Here is an 18,793-nt window from a genome sequence, read left to right on the forward strand (position 1 = left end):
ATGGCGTGCGGCGTCTGCAGGGCCTCCAGCTTGGCGTCAAAGCCGGTGAACTGCAGGATCCAGCCCGAGGCGCCCGTGCCCAGCGCGATGCCGACCTTGGAGATCCACGACTGGCAGGCCGAGAACGAGCCCTCGCGGCGCTGGCCGGTCTGCATCTCGTCGTAGTCCACCACGTCGCCCAGCGTGGCGTTGTACAGCGTCCAGAACCCTGCACCTGTGAAAGCCACGAAGCCRCAGGCCARCAGCTGCAGATARGGCCGYGCCGGGTCGTACAGCCACCAGTCGCCGATGAAGGCGCAAATGGCCAGGAACAGCACYGCCGCCAGGCCGACCCGCTTGCCSTGGCGRCGCGCGATCCACGCGAAGAAGGGGATGCCCGCGAAGCCGAAGGCCATGCCCGACARRCCCATGGCCGTGTTCCACTTCGCGCCCTCYACGACGTTGCCGCCGCAGACGTARTAGACCGTCGCGTAGTAGCCGAGCGTGCCCACCATGGCCGTGCCGGTGCCRTAGGCCAGCATCATGCCCAGCACATGGCGGAAGGGCCTGCAGCGCAGCGTGCGCCACAGCGTGTCGGCAAACGGGATGTGGGTCTGYGTGCGCGACACCAGCTTCTCGTAGTAGCGCTCGCGCACCAGCAGGAAGATGGCRATGGAAGCAGCCACCATGATGGCGCCRAGGATGGCGCAATAGGTCTGCGCGCCGCGCAGGATGTCGGGCTTGCCGTTGGCCTGGTTGAAGAGGGCCAGCGTCGTGAACTGSGCGGCGAAGAACATCGCCAGCTCSGGCCCCTTCTGGATGGCGTTGCGGATCGCCATCACCATCGTGCGCTCGTGGTAGTCCGGCGTCATCTCCGCACCCAGGCTGCTCCAGGGCATGTTGAAGCAGCTCATGATGGGCACGTAGATCACCGTGCTGACCAGCATGAAGACGAAGTACTCGGATTGGGTCCAGCCCTTGCCGACGGCGAACATCAGCGGCAGGCCGATGCCGGCCAGCACGCCGCCCACCAGGATGAAGGGACGGCGGCGCCCGTAGCGCGTGCGCGTGTTGTCCGACAGCCAGCCGAAGACGGCGTCCGAGCCGGCGTCGACGAAGATCTTGATCATCTGCACCGTCGAGATCAGGCCGGGGGCCACGCCGAGGAAGATGTTAAAGACCTGGTAGGCCAGCGACGGGTAGAGCCAGTGGCCCCACATGTCCAGGATGGAGCCCAGGCCAAAGCCGATCTTCTGCCGCATGGGCAGGCGGTCGGCAGGCGGTACGGCTTGCGCCACGTTCAGAGTCAGGGTTTGCGGATTCATTTCAGTGTCCAGAATTTGCGGACCGAGCGCCGGGCCGCTCCCAAGCCGGCCCGCGTTTGGCGATGTGCTCGCGGCTCAACGCCGCGAGCATCGCCGTCCCCGCGGGGGACCGGCCAAGGTACGCCTTGGACGAGGGGCTCCATCTCACAGGATTTTTCTCATCTTGATGACGTCGGCGTAATAGCGCGCCGACAGCTTGGGCGTGCGGACCTGCGTCTTGAAGTCGCAATGCACGATGCCGAAACGGCGCTGGTAGCCGTCTTCCCACTCGTAGTTGTCGATGAAGGACCACAGGAAGTAGCCCTTCAGCGGCACGCCGGCGGCGATGACGCGGTGAGCCTCGCGCAAGTGGCTGCGCAGGTAGTCGCGACGGTGCAGGTCCAGCACCTCGCCGTTGACCACCGGCTCCTCGTCATAGCCGCAGCCGTTCTCGGTGATGTACAGCGCCTGATGGCCATACACCTCATGGCTGAAGCGCGTGCCCCAGTAGATGGACTGCGGCACGAGGCGCAGCCAGGGGCTGTCGGCGCGCGGGTAGTTGACGGGGTGGGGCAGGGCCTCGTAGGCGGCGCCGTTCTTGCCAGCGCGCACATAGGTGCCGCTGTAGATGTTCAGGCCCAGGAAGTCGGTCGGCAGGCTGATGAGGTCGAAGTCGCCGGGCCGCACGTCGGGCGCATCGGCACCGACGTGCGCCAGGAAGTTCGCGGTGTATTTGCCGGCATGGATGGCGCCCAGTACCTGGGCGTTCCGATCGACGAACCAGGCCTTGGCCGCGGCGATGTCGGCCGGTGTTTCCGTCACGGGCACGGACACCCCGCAGTTGTCGGTCAGGCCGACGACGGCGCCCGCACCACCGAACTTGCGCACCGCGCGCACGCCATGGCCATGGCACAGCAGCGCGTGGTGATAAGTCTGGTTGACGACCTTGGCGCTTTCCTTGCGGCCCGGCGCCTTGCCACCCGTGCCGTAGCCCAGCAGCGTGAAGCAGACGATCTCGTTCAACGTGATCCAGTGCTTCACCTCACCGGCGAAGGCCTTGACGACGGTGTCTGCATATTTCGCAAAGGCGTCGACGGTCACGCGCGACGTCCAGCCGCCGCGGTCTTCCAATGCCTGGGGCAGGTCCCAGTGGAAGAGCGTCACCCACGGCTCGATGCCGTGCTTCTTCATGCTGGCGAAGAGGCGGTGATAGAAGTCCAGTCCCTTCTGGTTGAGTGCCCCGTCGCCGTTCGGGTAGATGCGTGGCCAGGCGATGGACAGGCGGTAGGTCTTGAACCCTAGCGAGGCCATCAGCGCGAAATCCTCGTCGAAGCGGTGGTAGTGGTCGCAGGCCACGTCGGGCGTGTCGCCGTTGTGGACCTTACCGGGGATTCGGCTGAAGCGGTCCCAGACGGATTCGCCCTTGCCGTCCTCGAAGGCCGCACCCTCGAGCTGCGCGGAGGCCGCGGCGACGCCGAAGACGAAGTCGGCGGGGAAGGGGCTCTCGTATGTCAGCGCTGTCGTCGCGGGCGCAGAACGGCGCGGCGGCGTGGCGGCGAGCGAGGCCGTGGTCAATGCCGGCAGCGCGGCGGCGGCGAAGAGTTGGCGGCGGCGCAGGGGGCGAAAGGATGTCATCTGAAGGGTCCTCGGTAGGCCGCTCGGAGGGTGAAAGCCCGCTGCGGCGCGAGGGAATATAGGACCTCCTTCATTTCAGAGGATTCGGCGTTCGCGCATCACGTCGGCGTAGTAGCGCGCGGACAGCTTGGGCGTGCGCACCTGCGTCTCGTAATCGCAGTGCACGATGCCGAAGCGGCGCTGATAGCCGTCTTCCCACTCATAGTTGTCGATGAAGGACCACAGGAAGTAGCCCTTCAGCGGCACGCCGTCGGCAATCGCGCGGTGGGCTTCGCGCAAGTGGCTGCGCAGGAAGTCGCGGCGGTGAAGGTCCAGCACTTCGCCGTTGACCACCGGCTCGTCGTTGTAGCCGCAGCCGTTCTCGGTGATGTAGAGGGCCTGGTGGCCGTAGCACTCGGCGGCGAAGCGCGTGGCCCAGTAGATGGACTGGGGCACGAGGCGCAGCCAGGGGCTGTCGGCGCGCGGATAGTTGACCGGGTTGGGCAGGGCCTCGAAAGCAGCGCCGTCCTTGCCGGCGCGCACATAGGTGCCGGTATAGATGTTCAGGCCAAGGTGGTCGGTCGGCAGGCTGATGAGGTCGAAGTCGCCGGGGGCCACTTGCGGCGCGTCCGGGCCGACGCGCTCAAGATAGTCCGCTGGATAGCGGCCCGCATGCATGGCGCCCAGCACATGGGCGTTCTTCTCCAGGAACCAAGCCTTGGCCGCGGCGATGTCGGCCGGCGTCTCGGTGACGGGAATGCAGACGTCCAGGTTGTCCGTCAGGCCGACGACCGCACCCGCGCCGCCGAACTCGCGCACCGCGCGCACACCGTGGCCATGGCAGAGCAGCGCGTGGTGGAAGGTCTGGTTGACGACGGCCGCGCTCTCCTGGCGGCCCGGGGCCTTGGTGCCCCAGCGATAGGCCAGCTCGGTGAAGCAGCGGATCTCGTTCATCGTGATCCAGTGCTTGACGACGCCGCCGAAGGCCTTGACGACCGTGTCGGCATAGCGGCCGAAGGCGTCCACCGTCACGCGCGACGTCCAGCCGCCGCGGTCCTCCAGCGACTGCGGCAGGTCCCAGTGGAACAGCGTCACCCACGGCTCGATGCCGTGCTTCTTCATGCTGGCGAACAAGCGGTGATAGAAGTCCAGGCCAGCTTGATTCAGCTCGCCGTCGCCGTTCGGGTAGATGCGCGGCCAGGCCAGGGACAGGCGGTAGTACTTCAGCCCCAGCGAGGCCATCAGCGCGAAGTCGTCGTCGAAGCGGTTGTAGTGGTCGCAGGCGACGTCCAGGGTGTCGCCGTCATGCACCTTGCCGGGCTGGCGGCAGAAGCGATCCCAGATGGATTCGCCCTTGCCGTCGGTGAAGGCGGCGCCCTCGATCTGCGGGGCAGCGGCAGCAACGCCGAAGACGAAGTCGGCGGGGAAAGGGCTGGAGTAGGTCAAGGTGAGCTTGTCTGTCAAGGAGCCATCCTGCGGCAATGGGGCGGTAGCGACGATGCCGCGGATGAAATCGGAGGAGCTAGAGGCAGTCATAGCGATCCAGGAGAAGAAGAGGGCTTGGCCGTCAGGGCGTCAGCCAGGGGGTCAGGGTCGCTTGCAGGCTGCGAGCCCAGATTTCATAACCTTGCGGGCTGAGGTGCAGCCAGTCGGGCAGGATGTCCTTGGACAGTGTGCCGTCCGGATTCGCGAGCGCGCGGCCGATGTCCAGGAAGACGACCTGTCGGCCATCGGCCAACGCGGGCAGCAGCGCGTTGATCCTGTCGTTGTGCTTGCGAGTCACGTCGTCGGGCTTCTCGCCGCGCGGGAACAGGGCCAGCAGCAGCACCTTGGCCTGGGGTTGGCGCTTGCGGATCTCGTCGAGGTTCTTCTGGATGCCCGCCACCGTGAAGGCCGGGTCTTCCAACCGTTCGCCGGTGTTGTTGGTGCCGATCATCACGACGACGGCCTTTGGGGCCATGCCGTCGAGCTCGCCGTGCTGTAGTCGCCACAGCAGGTTTTCAGTGCGGTCGCCGCCAAAGCCGAGTGCAACCGCGTTGTACTGCGCGAAATTCTGGGACCAGGCAGCCTTGCCCTCGTTCTCCCAACCTTGCGTGATGGAGTCGCCGAGGAAGACGAGGTCGATGTGGCGGCCGGCCTCCCGGTGCGCGCGGATCTCTGCCAGCTTGGCTTCGTGGCGCGGCAGCCACCAGTCCACGGCCCAGGACTCCTGCAGCCGTTCGGGCGTGATGGACTGGGTGTGGTAGTCGGGGCAGGCGGTTGTCGCCTTACCCTTTTTGTTGATGCGCAGGTGGGCAATCCGCAGTTCGCCGCTGCCCGTACCTTCCAGTGCGAAAGGCACGTTGACGGCGCTGAAATCGTCGCCCTCGCGCCAGAAACACTTCAACGCGAAGGACAGGTGCTTGCGACCCTTGCCGACAGCCAAGCGGCCAGCGAACAGGAAAGGGATCTTGCGCTCGCAGTCTTTGCCGCAGCCCAGCTTGAACTTCATGCCGCCGTGGGCGAGATCGAAGACGTTCAGGTCGAATTCGACGGTGCCTTCGGCCAGGTAGGGACGCAGGTCCAGCGGCGGGCCGTCCTGCCAGCGGGCCTGGGCGATCCATGAATTGCTGAACTGCAGCGTCAGCGCACCGTCATCGCCGCGGCGGGCCGCAACATGGCTGTCGGGCACGCGCGGGTTGGCGGGCTTGGGCACGGTGACATGGTCGCCGACGAGCTTGGCCTCGCCCTCGAAATCGGTGATGACGATCTGCCAACCCTTGGCGGGGCGGCCGATGTTCAGGTCCAATGACTGCGCTGTCATCGGGAGCACGGCCGCGAAAGCGAGCAGGCAGCGAATCATCATCAGAGGAGGTCTTGAGACGACAACGTGCGCGACCGGCCGGGCTTGAGCTTTAGTTCGACGACGCGCTCGCCGATGCGAACGCGGCCGCCGCCGATGCCAGCCACCGAGCGCACGGTGGCACTTGTGACGCGACCGCTTGCCCAGGCGATGTCGACCTCGAAGCCGCCGCGGGCGCGCAGGCCCTTGACCGAGCCCTCGGGCCAGCTGGCAGGCAGGGCGGGCAGCAGGTCAATGACGCCGTCCTGTGATTGCACCAGCATCTCGGCGATCGCCGCGGTCGCGCCGAAATTGCCGTCGATCTGGAAAGGCGGGTGGGTGTCGAAGAGGTTGGGGTAGGTGCCGCCCTGGTTCACCTCGCCACCGGCTCGAGCGGCCCGGGCACCCGGCGTGGCCAGCAGGCCGCGCAGCAGCGTGTGCGCATGGTCGCCGTCACGCAACCGCGCCCAATAGGCCATCTTCCACGCCATGGACCAGCCGGTGCTGACGTCGCCGCGGGCCTCCAGCGTCTTGCGCGCCGCGGCGGCCAGTTCGGGCGTGCGCGCCGGGGAAATCTGCCGTCCGGGGAAGAGCGCGAACAGGTGCGAGACGTGGCGGTGCGTGTCCCGCGGCGTGTCCAGCACCGCGTCCTTCAATTCGGCCTGCCATTCCAGCAACTGGCCCCAGCTGCCGACACGCGGACCGGCGAGGCGGTCGCGCAGCGAGGCGGCATGGACGCGCGCCGCGCGGTCGCCGAGCACGTCGGCGGCCTGGACCATGTTGTCGAAGTGGTCCCACAGGATCTGCTGGTCGTAGGCCACGCCGTCCTGGATGGGGCCGTGCTCAGGCGACCAGCCGTTGGGCGCGACGAGCTTGCTGTCAGCCGTTGCCTTCAGCCGGTCTTCCCAGAACTCGCCGACTTCCTTCAGCACCGGCCAGGCCACGTTGCGCAGGAAGGCCTTGTCCTGCGTGAAGGCGTAGTGCTCCCAGAAGTGGCGGGCGTACCAGGCATTGCCGGTCATGTTCCAGAGGTAGGTCTGGGCGCCGAAGGGGTTGGTCGCTGTGCGCAGCGCCCAGCCGCGCATGGGCTTGCCCGCGGTCGTGAGGAAGGTCTCGATGGGCGGCTGCACCGAGTTGTCCCACGGGGGCGTCTCGGGCGGCAAGGCCTTGGGATCCTTCAGTGCCAGTGCGGCGCGTTCGGCGACGGGGCGGCGCCAGGCTGGAGTCAAGTTCTGCACGAAACGGTGCAAGGGCCGCGCCGTCTCCGCCAGGTTGGTCGGCTCAGCCGGCCAGTAGTTCATCTGCAGGTTGATGTTGCTGTGGTAGTCCGCATTCCACGGCGGCGTGAGGCTGTCGTTCCACAGGCCCTGCAGGTTGGCGGGCAGGGAATCCCGCGAGCTGGAGACCAGCAGGTAGCGGCCGTACTGGAAGTACAGTGCCTCCAGCTCGGGGTCGCCGCCATCGCGGGTGTAGGCGGCCAGGCGGGCGTCGGTCGTCAGCGCGCGGCGTTCGGGCGGGCTCGTGCCGAGGTCCAGCTGCACGCGGCCGAGCAGGCCTTTGACGTCGGCTTCATGCTCCGCCTGCAGCGCCGGCCAGGATCTGGCAGCGGCCGCGGCGACCTGGGCCTGCACACGCGGCAGCGGCGCGGGGCCGTCGACCCGGCCGTCGGCATAGCTGGTGCCGGCGCCGAGGATGAAGGTCAGCGCATCGCAACCGCGGAACACCAAGGTATTGCCGTCCACCGTCACCGAGCCGCCTTCCGGCACGACGCGCAGCTGGCTCGCATAGGCCAGGCCGTTGGGCAGGCGGCCGGTGGCGGTGAGGGTGGCGGCCGCCGCGGAGAGCGCCGCACCGTGCCGGTCGGCCAGCGTGACGCGGCCGTTGTAGCGGCCAGGCTGATCGGCGCTGAGCCGCCAGGCGATGACCTGGGCTGGCTGGCTGGCCAGGGTTTCGCGCGTGAAGCCGGCGCCAGCCTGGCGGTAGCTCAGTCGGTGCCGGGCATGCTGCAGATCGAGCTGACGGTGGTAGTCGGCTACAGGCGCGTCGGCGCCGTCGAGTTCGAGCACCACGTCGCCGAAGGCCTGATAGGCGCCCAGGGCCTGGGCATCGCCGGTCCACAGCGTGATGTCGTTGAACTGCAACCGGTCGCGAGCGACCTGGCCGAACAGCATGGCGCCGATGCGGCCGTTGCCGATCGGCAGGGCCTGCTGCTCCCAGCCCTGGGCCGTGTCGGCTGCGGGGCGGTCGTAGCGCAGCACCAGCTCGCCCGCCTGCAGCGGCAGGCCGAGACAGCAGGCGAGCAGCGTTGCAACGGCCCGCATTGATCGGAGGCTCTGCTTCATGAACTCAGTTCGGGCGGCCCATCTTGACCTTGAGCATGACGGGCTCGGCGGGCAGGTTCAGACCGTAGTCGACCTGGTCGCCGTTCCACACGCGCTCCATCACCCAGCGCCCCTGGTCGTCGAAGCGGCCCTGCTCGGTGCGCAGCATGATGCCATTCTGGCCCGGCGCCGCTTCCATCCGCACGCGGGTCCGTTGGCCAATGACGAGGAATTCGTCGTCGCCGATCTGCGCGATGGCGACGCCGCCGCCGGGTTGCTCGGTGCCGGCGGGGAACTTGTCGGTCATCTTCCAGCTGGTCTCGCCGAACTGCCACTCGCGATAGCTCAGCTTGGCGACCCAGCCGGGAAACTCCAGCAGCTGCGGCTTGCGGTCATCGCCCTCGGCGGCGCCGCGCGTGCGACCGTCGAAGGCCCACTGCGCCCATTGCCGCTGGATCGGGGCGAACATCTTGAACACGCGAGCGAAGGGTTCGACCATCTCGCGGTCGGTCGACGTCGAGCCGAGCGGGAAGTTGCTGTAGTTGAAGTAGTCGATGCCGAACGGCGCCACGCCGATGGCGCCGCGCCCGAGGACGGTATAGAGGTAGCGCCCGTACGCGGCCGCGTTGCCGATCTCGGGCACCCACAGCGCGTTGTCGGCGCGCTGGAACAGGCGCAGGTTGGCGTTCACCTGCTCGGACTCGGGGCGGTAGATGTCGGGTGCGACGATGTCCAGCGCGGGTGCGGCGGCCTTGTAGATGTCGATGACGTCCCAGGTCGGGCCGCCACTGGCGAAGTCCTTGTTCCAGGGCTTGGGCGGCTGGTCCAGCGGGTTGCGCAGCGCGTTGTTGACGTACATCGGCAGCTCGTAGACGGCCTTGCCTGCCGCGGCGATCTCGCCGATGTAGCGGGCGATGGCCCAGGCGTGGAAATACTCGTCGGCGTAGTCGCCGTATACGGCGCGCCAGTTGCCGCTTGCTGCACCCGGCACGACGGCCTTCTTGCGTGCCAGCACGGCGGCGGGCACGGGCTGAGCGAAGGCCGCCTCGGCCGCATTGCCGAAGTCACGCACCAGGCCGTACGTGCCGACTTCGTTCTCGACCTGCACCATCAGCACGGTGCGCTCGGCCGAGTCGATCTTCTTGAGATGCGCCATCAGTGCGACGAAGGCGCGCTTGTCGGCCTTGAGCGTCTCGGCGCCGAAGGGACTGAGGCTGTAGTTGGGCTTGCCTTCTCGGTCGAGGTTGGCGGGAAAGCGCTTGGGGTCGAGCTTGACCCATTCGGGCGTGTACTGGGCGCTGGTGTTCTTCCAGGTGGCGAACCACAGGATCACCAGGCGCTGCTTCTGCTGGCGCGCCTCCTTGACGAGGGTGTCGACGAAGCTGAAGTCGAATTTTCCTTCTTCGGGCTCGACCTGTTCCCAGGCCACGGGCATCAGCACCGTGTTGGACTTGGCGTCCTTGGCCGCCTCCCAGACGGGCTTGAGCGCGGCGGGGTAGTTGCTGGAGTTGTGCGCCTGCGCGCCCAGCATCAGGAAGGGCTTGCCGTCCACCAGCAGTGCGTGGCGGCCGTCGCGCTCGACGAGGCGGGGCGCCTCGGCGGCACCGGCGGCTTGCAGGGAGAGCAAGCCGGCCAGCACCATCGAGAGAAGGGTGTTTTTCTTCATCGGGATTCCAGGCGCCCGGCGATCCTGCGGACCGCCGGGCGCAAATCAAGGTCAGAACGTGTAGCGCGCCGTGACCACGTAGCGAGGACCGGTGTAGAACAGACCACGGGTCATGTAGCCGACATGCTGCTGCATCAGTTGGCGCTGGCGGGCGGAATTGAGGTTCTGCGCCTCCAGGCCGATTGACATCTGATCATTGAACAGCTTGTACGACACACCGGCGTCCAGCTGGCCATAGCTCTCGGCCCACACTGGCAGGCCCCAGGCCACATTCCTCTGACCGAGGTTCGGGCTGCTCGGGTCGGTCACGAGACCGTCCGTACCTTGCGTGCCGTTCACATTGATGGCCTGCAGGTAGCGCGAGCGCCAGCTGTAGGCCAGGCGTGCGGACAGCGGGCCATGGTCATACATCAGCGCGAGGTTGTAAGCCTTGCGTGACATGCCCTGCAACGGCAGGTTGCTGAACTGGCGGCCATCGGTGTCGCAGCCGTTCAGGTTCAGGCCCAAGTTGTCGGCCGAGTTGGCGGTACCGCTGCAGTAGAGCGAGTTGACCGGGTTGTACAGCTTGCTCTTGCTGTCGACGTAGGTGTAGTTGGCCTGCACGCCGAAGCCGGAGAGCCAGCCCGGCAGCTTGTCGAAGTACGTCTGGAAGGCGAGTTCCACACCGGAGAGTTTGCCGGAGGCGCCGTTGACCGGGCTCGTCACCGAGAAGTCCTGCGGCTTGCCGGCGGCGTCGGGCAGCTGGAAGTTCGTCGTCTGGTTGATGACGACGTCCTTCAGGTCCTTGTGGAACGCTGCAACCGTCAACGAGCCCGCGCGGCTGAAGTACCACTCGCCCGTCAAGTCGCCCTGCGTCGAGCGGGTCGGCAGCAGCAACGGGTTGCCCTTGGCCGCGCCGCTCTGCGAGACGCTGGTCACCGTGGTGGCGGTGCTGTTGATGGTCTGGCTCAGCGTTGTGCTCGCCTGCAACCTGTCGAAGTCAGGCCGGGCGATGGCCTTGGCCAGCGCGAAGCGGAACTGCAGGTCGTGCGCGGCCTGGAGCTTGAGGTTCAGGCTGGGCAGCACGTCCGTGTAGCTGTTCTTGAAGGTCTCAAGCTTCTGGTACTTCGGGATGTTGGGCACCGGCACGCCGCCGAGGCCCAGCTTGCCCTGTTCGGTACCGGCGAAGGAGGTGTAGCCGAGGGCGTCGTTCTGGGTGCGCACGACCCGGATACCCACGTTGCCGTCGACCGGCAGTTTCCATTCGTCGAAACCGAAGCGCAACTGGGCGAAGGCCGCCTGGGTCTTCTCAGACTGCTTGTTGCCGCTGCCGCTCTGGATGTCCTGGGCGATGTCGCTGCCCAGGCCTTCGGGGGTGAAGGCGAATGGCCACTGGCTGCAAGGGTCGGTGCTTTGACCCGCAGCGGTCAGCTTGGCCACGCAGTTGTCGGCGCCGTATTTATGCAGCACCGCGTAGGAAGCCGGGAAGCCGGAGGCCTGCGCGACCGACGGGAACACGACCGACGGCGGCGTGGGGACGCTGCCACCGAAGAAGTTGTTGAAGGTGTTGGTCTGGGTGCCGCCCGGGTAGTCGCTCAGGTAGGCGGGGCCGCCTGCCGTCCAGGGCTGCGAGATGGCCTGCCAGTGGTAGCTCGACGGATTGGTCGAGCTCTGCGCTTCGCGCTCCGTCAGGCGCACGCCGAAGCGCAGGTCCTGCAGCACCGGGTGCTCGAAGCGGTAGCGGGCATCACCCTTCCAGCTCTTCTGGGTTCCCTTGCTGCGGTCCAGATGCTCCATCGTGAACGCCCAGTAGTAGTTCTTGGGGTCAGCGAGGTAGGCGCGGTCTGCGGCGTCGAAGGTGAGGCTGGGCGTGCTGCCGCTCAGGTCGATGACTTCCTTTTGCATGCCGACACCGGTCGCGACGGTGGAATCCAGGCCGCGCGTGGAAGCCTTCACGTACTGCAGGTCGGACGTGAAGCTCCAGCGGTCGTTCGCCTTCCAGTTCAAGCGCCAGGCGAAGTCTTCCGTCTTGGAGTCGCGGGTGGCCGTGCGGGTGTCGTCGTTGAAGTTCAGCAGCGACCCGTCGTTGTTGGTCAACGTGCCGGAGACCATCGCACCCTGGTCATTGAACTTGCCATTCGTGACGCTGATCTTGTAAGGCTCAGTGCCTGCAAAGATCGCCTGCTCGTCCCACTGCATGCGGTACTTGGAGCGGAAGTAGGTCAGCGAGCTGTCGATGTCGTCCTTCTTCCACTGCAGGGCACCGTACAGGCCGTCGCGCTTGCGCTCGAATTCCAGGGTGCGCCATTGCGCGCCCTTGGGCACCCACAGGTAGGTGCCGGCGGGCTGGCCGGCCACCGCGTCGGTACGGGGGTAGTAGGGCTCGACCTGGAAGAAGTCGGAGCGCGTTGCACTCTTGGAACTCGCAGCGTTCAGCAACACGCCGATGCGGCCAAAGTCGGTATTCCAGCTGTTGACCAGCAGGCCGCTGGCAGACGGCTTCTTCTTGCCGTTGAGCTTGTTGTAAGCCTCCTGCACCGTGACCGAACCCTTGAAGCCCTGGTAGTCAAACGGCAGCGCTGTGCGCAGGTTGACGAGGCCGCCGACAGCGCCCTCGATCTGTTCGGCCGACGGGTTCTTGTAGACGTCGATGCCGGCCATCAGCTCGGGCGGCACGTCTTCGAAGTTCAGTGCGCGACCACCGTTGGCGGAGAAAGTGTCCCGACCGTTCATTTCGGAACGCACGTAAGACAGGCCGCGGATGTTGACGCCGGAACCTTCCACCGAGTAGTGCTCGGGGTCGTTGCGGGCCATGGTGCGCTCGATCGTCACGCCGACGATGCGCTGCAGCACTTCGGTGACGGAACGGTCGGGCAGCTTGCCGATGTCGTCGGCCACGATCGAATCGACGATCTCGTCGGAATTCTGTTTGATCTTCTGTGCCGATTCGAGCGCCGCTCGGCGGCCGCTGACGACGACGGTTTCCAGGTTGGTGGTGGGTGCGGATGCGGCGGCGGCGGGGGCCGGCGCGGTCTGCGCCATCGCCATGCCGCTGCAGAGCAGGGCGGCCTGGGCGGCGGCAAGGGATACAGCGGTTCGGCGGGGATGGTGATGTGTCACTTTGTCTCCTCTCGTTGTGATTGGGCTCTGGGCCCGTGTCGTGCTGCTGGTTCGGGGGAAGGGGCGGGGGTCAACATCGCCCGGGCCGACGAGCGCATGGCGTATGAGCGAGGGTGTTCGTCATGGCAGCGTTGTCAGTCCGGGTTTGCTGGGCGGTGGCGGGGGTAAATGGGGGCGCCTGCGTTCAACCGCAGAAGCGATTGACCAGGTTCTCGAAGACTTCCTGGCGGCCGGACACGGGGGCCACGTCGGTGTTGGCGGCGAGTACCTGGTCGGCGAGTTCGGTCAGCGAGCGCCGGCCGTTGAGGATGTCCTGGCCGGCGGGTGCGTCCCAGCCGGCGTAGCGGCTGTCGACAGCGGCTTTCAAGCGTCCGTCGTTGATCATCTTCTCGGCGATCAGCAGCGCCTGGGCGCACACATCCATGCCGCCGATGTGGCCGTGGAACAGGTCCTCGGCGTCGATGGACTGGCGGCGCACCTTGGCATCAAAATTCAACCCACCCGAGCCCAGCCCGCCGGCCTGGATGACGTGGTACAGCGCGATCGCCGTCTCCGGCACGTTGTTGGGGAACTGGTCGGTGTCCCAGCCCAGCTGCGGATCACCCCGATTCATGTCCAGGCTGCCCAAGATGCCCAGCGCGCCGGCCGTGGCGATCTCATGCTCGAAGCTGTGGCCCGACAGCGTGGCGTGGTTGGCCTCGATGTTGACCTTGACTTCCTTCTCCAGGCCGTAGCGCACCAGGAAGCCGTACACGGTCGCGGTGTCGAAGTCGTACTGGTGCTTGGACGGCTCGCGCGGCTTGGGCTCGATGAGGATGGCGCCCTTGAAGCCGATCTTGTGCTTGTACTCCACGACCATGTTCAGGAAGCGACCCAGCTGGTCCAGCTCCTGCCCCAGGCGCGTGTTCAAGAGCGTCTCATAGCCCTCGCGGCCGCCCCACAGCACGTAGTTCTCGCCGTCGAGCTTCTTGGTGGCGTCCATCGCGTCGCGCACCTGCAGCGCGGCCATGGCGAACAGCTCGGGGTTGGGGTTGCTGGCCGCACCGCTCATGAAGCGGCGGTGGCTGAACAGATTGGCCGTGCCCCACAAGAGCTTGCGGCCGGTGGCCTGCTGCTTCTCGCCCAGCACGTCGACCATGCGCAGGAAGTTCTCGTGGCTCTCGCGCGGCGTGGCGCCTTCCGGGGCGACGTCGCGGTCATGGAAGCAGTAGTAGGGGGCGCCCAGCTTCTCGAAGAACTCGAAGGCCGCGTCGGCCTTGAGCTTGGCCAGCTCCATCGGGCTGCCGCCCTGGAACCAGGGGCGCTCGAAGGTGGCGCCGCCGAACGGGTCCAGGCCGGTCCAGACGAAGTTGTGCCAGTAGCACACGGCAAAGCGCAGGTGATCCTCCATGCGCTGGCCCAGGACGATGCGGTCCTTGTCGTAGTGCTTGAAGGCCAGCTCGCTCTGGCTGTCGGCGCCCTCGAAGCGGATGGGGGCGATGTGATGGAAATAGGAGGTCATGTCGAACTTCAGGAGATGCAAAAACTCAGGCGCCGCGCAAGCGGCTGTAGAGGTCACGGAAACGCGCCAGGCGGGGTGCCAGGCGGGCATGGCGTTGGGAATCGGGAGAGAACAGGGCCGCCACGGGCGGGCGGGTGCAGACGGCCTCGACGCTGCCGCCGGTGGCCAACCAGCCCAGGCGTGCCGCGCCCAGCGCACCGCCGGCTTCGCTGCCGGTGTGCAAGGCGATGTCGACCTGCAGCGCGTCGGCAATCAATTGGGCCCAGAAGTGGCTGCGCGAGCCGCCGCCCACCAGCGACAACTGGTGCACTTCGGTGCCGGCTGCCCGCAGCGCGTCCAGTCCGTCGGCCAGCCCGAAGGCCACGCCCTCGAGCACGGCATAAGTGCAGTCGGCGCGATTGGTCTGCGCCTTCAGGCCATGGAAGACGCCGACTGCAAACGGGTCGTTGTGCGGAGTGCGCTCGCCGGCGAGATAGGGCAGGAAGAGGGGTGCTTGGTCTGAGGTGATGACTGCGCTGTCATTTGATGAAAGCTCGGCCAGCAAGGTGGCTTCATCGGCACCGACGAGCTGGCAGAACCAGCGCAGGCAGCTGGCGGCCGACAGCATCACGCTCATCTGGTGCCAGCGTGCGGGAAGCGCGTGGCAGAAGGCGTGCACGGCCGAGGCGGGGTTGGGCCGGTAGCGGTCGTTGACGACGAAGAGCACGCCCGAGGTGCCCAGCGAGATGAAGCCGTCCCCCGGCTGCGTGGCACCGATGCCGATGGCGCTGGCCGCGTTGTCGCCGGCGCCACCGGCGACGACCACCTCGGGGCCCAGGCCCCAGGCCTTGGCGAGTTCGGGCTTGAGCACGCCGCCGGGCTGGCTGCTCTCGACCAGGCGTGGCATCTGCGCGCGCGTCAGGCCGCAGGCCGCCAGCAGCTCATCGGACCAGTCGCGCCGCGCCACGTCCAGCCACAGCGTGCCGGCGGCGTCCGACGGGTCGGAAACCTTGTCGCCGGTCAGCTGCAGGCGCAGCCAGTCCTTGGGCAGCAGCACGCTGGCCACGCRCTCGAACACTTCGGGCTCGTGCTTCTTGACCCACAACAGCTTCGGCGCGGTGAAGCCGGGCATGGCGAGGTTGCCGGCGATGTCGTGCAGGCGCGGCGCGGCGGCGGTCAGCTCGTCGCACTCGGCGTGGCTGCGGCCGTCGTTCCACAGGATGGCCGGGCGCAGCACGGCGTCGTCAGCGCCCAGCAGCACGGCGCCGTGCATCTGGCCGGACAGGCCGATGCCGCGCACGGCGGCAAATTCAGTCGGGTGGGTCGTGCGCAATTGGGCCACGGCGGTGCCGGTCGCACGCCACCAGTCGGATGGGTTCTGCTCGGACCACAGGGGTTCGGGTGCCGACAGCGTCAATGCGCTGCCGGCGGTACCCACAATGCCACCTCTGTCGTCAAGCAACAGCAGCTTGACTTCAGACGTGCCCAGATCAATGCCGAGAAACATCAGGCCGACTCCTCGCTGACGTTCTCGCTCACGGCCGTCACCGCGCCGGGCAGGGCAGGCCGGGTCAGGCGGTAGCGAGCCAGCGCGGCCGCGCCGACAGCGACGGCATTGGCGCCGAACAGCGAGGTGCGCACGCTCGGCGGTGGCAGGCTGGCCGCAGCGGCATATTCGAGCAGCGTGTCCAGCGCCGGCTTCAGGAAGGGCTCGCCCAGCTCGACCACAGAACCGCCCAGCACGATGCAGGCGGGGTCATAGGCGGTGGCCAGGTTCTGCAGCAGCACGCCGAGATAGCGGCCGGCGGAACTCACGGCCTTCAGCGTGTGCGCGTCCTCGTCAACGAGATGGGCGCGTACTTCGGCCAGCGAGCGCAGGGTTGTGCCATCCTCACTGCCGCCGAGCATGGCGCGCGTCGCGATCAATGCTTCGGCGCAGCCGCGCCGGCCGCAGGAGCAGCGTGGCCCGTTGAGCTGCAGCACCATGTGGCCCACCTCACCGGCGAAACCGCGGCTGCCGGTCAGCAGGCGGTCGCCGACGATGACACCCGCGCCCAGGCCCTGGTTGATGGACACATACAGCAGCGGATCGGACGCCGGCGCGGAATTGAATTCCATCTCACCCATGGCCGCCACATCGGCTTCGTTCTGTATGAAGAGGGGTGCGCCGGCGAGCGAAGTGTCTTGCAGCTTTTCGGCGAGCAGGGCGCCGAAGGGAATATCGCGCCAGCCCAGATTGGGCGCAAAGTGCAGCACGCCGCGCGCCTCGTTGACGCCACCCGGCAAGCCGACGCCGATGCCCAGGATCTGCTGGCCGGCATTCAGCTGCTTGCGCAGCTTGAGCAGCGCCGTGGCGAGGCTGGCGATGCAGGCTGTGGCTGTGCGGTTGGCGCTGTAGTGGGCGACGGTCCAGGCCAGCACATCGCCGGTCAGCGAGGTGGCGACGACGCGCAAGGATTCGATGCCGACCTCGGCGCCAAGCAGAACCAGCCGGCCCGGATCGATGAAGAGGGGGGTGGGGCGGCGGCCCAGGTCGCCGGTCGCGACGACCTCGCGTTCGGCCAGCCAGCCTTCAAGAATCAGTTCGCGCACCAGCAGGCTGACAGTGGACTTCGTCAAGCCGACGGCAACGGCCAGGTCAGCACGCGACAGCCCCGGGTTGGCACAGAGATGTCGCACCAGCGCCATGCGATTGATGACCTTGAGCAGCTGTTGGCTGCTTGCGGCTTCGGCCTGCATTTGTCTCCTAGTCCTGCCCATGCTTTCGACGGGCTTGGTGCCATATTAGTTCGGCCGTCGTACGAAGTAAATACGGTAAAAGCCCCTAGCGCGACACAGCCTGACTCGCCGAAGATCGCGCCGCCCGCCGGTCTCCTGTGGTGAGGCTCCATAAAAACTGGCCCAGAGACAGCCATGTCCGATCCCTCCATCCGCAAGATCGTCATCGTTGGCGGCGGCACCGCCGGCTGGATGGCGGCTGCGCCGCTGGCTCAGCGCTTTGCGCAGGCCGGCCAGGGCGCCTGCGAGATCGTACTGATCGAGTCGCCCGACATCGGCACGATCGGCGTCGGCGAGGCCACGCTGCCGCCCATCCGCGCGTACAACCAAACGTTGGGCTTGGACGGCGCCGAGTTCGTCAAGCGCACCCAGGGCAGCTTCAAGCTCGGCATCGAGTTCCGCGACTGGGGCCACGTCGGCCACCGCTTCTTCCATGGCTTCGGGGACTTCGGCCCGGCCATCGACGCCCGCGCGCCCTGGCAGCACTGGCTGCGCTTGCAGCGCCAGGTGGACGGGCTGCCCAGCTACGAGGACTGGTCAACCTCCACCGTCATGGCCAGGCGCAACCGCTTCACGCCCCCCGAGGGCGGGGTGCCGTCGGCGGCCAATGCCTATTCCTTCGCCTACCACTTCGACGCCGGCCTGTACGCCGCCTATCTGCGCGAGTACGCGATGGCGCGCGGTGCCCAGCGCATTGAAGGGCTGATCGTCGATGTCGAGCTGCGCCCGCAGGACGGCTTCGTTGCCGCGGTCAAGCTCAAGGACGGCCGCCGCATCGATGGCGACCTTTTCATCGACTGCTCGGGCTTTCGCGCCTTGCTGATCGGCGGCGCGATGCAGTCGCCCTTCGAGGACTGGAGCGCGCTGCTGCCCTGCAACAGCGCCCAGGCCGTGCCGAGCGAGCGTGTCGAGCCGCTGACGCCCTACACGATGTCGACCGCCAAGGCGGCGGGCTGGCAGTGGCGCATTCCGCTGCAACACCGCACCGGCAATGGCTATGTCTATTGCAGTCACTTCATCAACGATGACGAAGCGGCCAGCACGCTGCTGGCCGGGTTGGACAGCAAGGCGCTGGACACGCCGCGCCAGCTGCGCTTCACGACTGGACGACGCCAGCAGGGCTGGGTCAAGAATGTCGTCGCCATCGGCCTGGCCTCAGGCTTCCTGGAGCCGCTGGAGTCGACCAGCGTCCAGCTCATCATGGACGGCGTCGGCCGCCTCATCCAGTACTTCCCGGACAAGCAATTCAAGCCCCACTTGGCGGCCGAGTTCAATCGCCGCATGGCCCTGCAGTACGAGTCCATCCGTGACTTCATCGTGCTGCACTACAAGCTGACCGACCGACGCGACGCCGAGCTGTGGCGCTACTGCGCGGCCATGCCCATTCCGGACACGCTGGCCCACCAGATCGAGCTCTTTCGCAGCGCAGGCCGTGTCGCCATCCTCGACCCCGACGGCTTTGCCGAGCCGTCTTGGGTGTCGCTCTTCTTCGGCCTGGGCCTGCGGCCCGAGAGCTACGACCCTTTCGTCGATCACATCGACCCCGAGGCCCTGCTGCAGCACTTCGTGCGCCTGCGCCAAGCAATCACACATACCGTGGGCGGCATGCCCGAGCACGGCGACTACGTCGCGCGCCACGTCAAGGCGCCTTCAGCCTAGGAGACCCGACAAACCAGCCAAGCAAGAGGGGCCGGCACACCCGCCGGCCGACCGGAGACAACAAGGAAGATT

Annotated in this window: 11 protein-coding genes; 1 reads left to right on the forward strand and 10 read right to left on the reverse strand. The window is 67.0% G+C overall.

The features are described from left to right. From ACXJLH_RS09110 to ACXJLH_RS09155, 10 genes are all read right to left on the reverse strand, one after another. The coding region (locus tag ACXJLH_RS09110; RefSeq protein ID WP_457443568.1) for an MFS transporter at nt 1-1,304 on the reverse strand (1,304 nt) is incomplete at its 3' end. Nucleotides 1,305-1,448: 144 nt separating this feature from the next. After that, nucleotides 1,449-2,918: a GH1 family beta-glucosidase gene (locus ACXJLH_RS09115; RefSeq protein ID WP_457443570.1), complete on the reverse strand. Its 1,470-nt coding sequence runs from the start codon at nt 2,916-2,918 to the stop codon at nt 1,449-1,451. A gap of 75 nt (nt 2,919-2,993) precedes the next feature. Beyond that, nucleotides 2,994-4,361, reverse strand: a complete 1,368-nt coding sequence (locus tag ACXJLH_RS09120) for a GH1 family beta-glucosidase (protein ID WP_457443572.1) — start codon at nt 4,359-4,361, stop codon at nt 2,994-2,996. Nucleotides 4,362-4,464: 103 nt separating this feature from the next. Then, nucleotides 4,465-5,742 carry a GDSL-type esterase/lipase family protein gene (locus ACXJLH_RS09125; protein WP_457443574.1) on the reverse strand — a complete coding sequence of 426 codons (1,278 nt, stop codon included), beginning with the start codon at nt 5,740-5,742 and terminating at the stop codon, nt 4,465-4,467. Next, on the reverse strand, nt 5,742-8,039 hold the full coding sequence (locus ACXJLH_RS09130; RefSeq protein ID WP_457443576.1) for a glycoside hydrolase family 95 protein: 2,298 nt from the start codon (nt 8,037-8,039) through the stop codon (nt 5,742-5,744). The genes ACXJLH_RS09125 and ACXJLH_RS09130 overlap by 1 nt, the downstream gene beginning before the upstream one ends. A gap of 25 nt (nt 8,040-8,064) precedes the next feature. Continuing rightward, nucleotides 8,065-9,705 carry a DUF5597 domain-containing protein gene (locus ACXJLH_RS09135; RefSeq protein ID WP_457443577.1) on the reverse strand — a complete coding sequence of 547 codons (1,641 nt, stop codon included), beginning with the start codon at nt 9,703-9,705 and terminating at the stop codon, nt 8,065-8,067. Between the two features lie 51 nt (nt 9,706-9,756). After that, nucleotides 9,757-12,804, reverse strand: a complete 3,048-nt coding sequence (locus tag ACXJLH_RS09140) for a TonB-dependent receptor (RefSeq protein ID WP_457443579.1) — start codon at nt 12,802-12,804, stop codon at nt 9,757-9,759. Between the two features lie 184 nt (nt 12,805-12,988). After that, a complete protein-coding gene (gene xylA / locus ACXJLH_RS09145; RefSeq protein WP_457443581.1) occupies nt 12,989-14,305 on the reverse strand; it encodes a xylose isomerase in 1,317 nt (438 codons plus the stop codon). Nucleotides 14,306-14,330: 25 nt separating this feature from the next. Beyond that, a complete protein-coding gene (gene xylB, locus ACXJLH_RS09150; RefSeq protein ID WP_457443583.1) occupies nt 14,331-15,791 on the reverse strand; it encodes a xylulokinase in 1,461 nt (486 codons plus the stop codon). Beyond that, the gene (locus tag ACXJLH_RS09155; RefSeq protein WP_457443585.1) at nt 15,791-17,023 is read right to left on the reverse strand and encodes an ROK family protein; all 1,233 of its coding nucleotides are present in this window, start codon (nt 17,021-17,023) and stop codon (nt 15,791-15,793) included. Before ACXJLH_RS09155 ends, xylB begins: the two co-directional genes overlap by 1 nt. Before the next feature lie 174 nt (nt 17,024-17,197). Between ACXJLH_RS09155 and ACXJLH_RS09160 the strand changes: the two genes are divergently transcribed. After that, nucleotides 17,198-18,721 (forward strand): tryptophan halogenase family protein, encoded by a 1,524-nt coding sequence (locus tag ACXJLH_RS09160; RefSeq protein WP_457443586.1) that lies wholly within the window; start codon nt 17,198-17,200, stop codon nt 18,719-18,721. The last annotated feature ends 72 nt before the right edge of the window (nt 18,722-18,793 follow it).

It is taken from the genome of Roseateles sp. P5_E4 (assembly GCF_054049255.1).